Here is a 1,312-nt window from a genome sequence, read left to right as displayed (position 1 = left end):
GTTGTCCGAAGTCGCGGCGGCCGGGGCGCGATCGCCCGCAGCCGCGGCGGTGAGCGGCGCGGCCGCTCGCGGCTAGCGGCCCGGGGGGACGTACGGCGTGGTCGTCGTCAGCGGGGTGAAGCCGAGGCGTTCCAGGATGGGGCGGCTCTGGCTGGAGGCGTCGACCTGGAGAAAGCGGTAGCCGAGGTCCGCCGCGATCCGGGCCCGGTGGGCGACCAGCGCCCGGTAGACGCCCCGCCCCCGCCAGTGCCGTACCGTGCCGCCACCCCACAGCCCGGCGAACGAGGTACCCGGCACCAGCTCCATGCGCGCCGCGCTCACCGGCTCGTCACCCGCCAGTGCCACGACGGCGACGACACTCTCGGGGGCGGCGGTGAGCAGGTCGAGCAGGTACCGGTGGAACCGGGAGGCATCGGTGCCGAACGCCTTCGCCTGCGCGTCGGCCATCAGGTCGACACCCGCCCGGTCGGTGACCCGCACGATGCGGACGCCCTCGGGCGGCTCGGTGTCGAGGGCGAGACCGGCGATCTCGCCCACCATGAGCGTCTCGACCGGCTCGGGGGTGAATCCGGCCGCCATGAGCCGCTGCCCGAGGTCCACCGGCAGGTCGTGCCCGTACAGCTTCCACTCGAACTCGCGGCCGGTCCCGGTGAAGTACGCGATCTGCTCCGCGACCGCCGCGTCCGCGTCCGCCGCGTCCAGCGCGGACCAGACGACGCCGTTCCAGCCGTGCGCGGGGCCCACGTGGCGCACCACGGCGCCGACGCGCTCGATCTCCGAACCGGGGCCGTCGGGCCGCGCCCCTTCGCGCATCTCACGGTCGAACAGGGCGAGTACGGCAGCTTCATCCATGCGGCAGACCCCACCATGGGGCGGTGCCCGGGGCAACGGGATTACCGTTGCTGTCGTTCAGGCGTATCGAGGAGGCCGGACCATGGTCGTGCGGGACGAGGAACTGCCGTACCTGCGGCGCTGCGTGGAACTGGCGGCCGAGGCGCTGGAGTCCGGGGACGAGCCGTTCGGTTCGGTGCTGGTGTCCGGGGACGGCACCGTGCTCGCCGAGGACCACAACCGCGTGGCCTCCGGTGACCGCACCCGGCACCCCGAGTTCGAGCTGGCGCGCTGGTCGGCGGCGCACATGAGCCCCGCCGAACGCGCCGCGGCCACGGTGTACACCTCCGGTGAGCACTGCCCGATGTGCGCCGCCGCCCACGCCTGGGTGGGCCTCGGACGCATCGTGTACGTCGCCTCCTCCGAGCAGCTGGCGTCCTGGCTCGCCGAGCTGGAGGTGCCCGCCCCGCCGGTACGGACA

2 protein-coding genes are annotated in these 1,312 nt (G+C 74.0%); one reads left to right on the top strand and one right to left on the bottom strand.

Annotation, left to right across the window (positions count from 1 at the left end):
• Positions 1-72: 72 nt before the first annotated feature.
• Entirely contained in the window at positions 73-852 is a 780-nt protein-coding gene (locus B7767_RS27200) for a GNAT family N-acetyltransferase (protein ID WP_085574488.1), read from the bottom strand.
• An 82-nt stretch (positions 853-934) separates the two neighbouring features.
• Here B7767_RS27200 and B7767_RS27195 point away from each other — a divergent pair.
• Positions 935-1,312, top strand: a 378-nt coding sequence (locus tag B7767_RS27195; protein WP_085574489.1) for a nucleoside deaminase, incomplete at its 3' end; no start/stop codon positions are given.

It is taken from the genome of Streptomyces sp. 13-12-16 (genome assembly GCF_002114215.1).
Lineage (GTDB): Bacteria > Actinomycetota > Actinomycetes > Streptomycetales > Streptomycetaceae > Streptomyces.
The sequence above is the reverse complement of the archived record's forward strand: the minus strand, read 5'-3'. Positions and strand labels throughout refer to the sequence as shown.

What these genes read in the sequence shown, in the direction of transcription:
- B7767_RS27200 (WP_085574488.1), bottom strand. Translation starts at nt 852, where the DNA reads ATGGATGAAGCTGCCGTACTCGCCCTGTTCGACCGTGAGATGCGCGAA.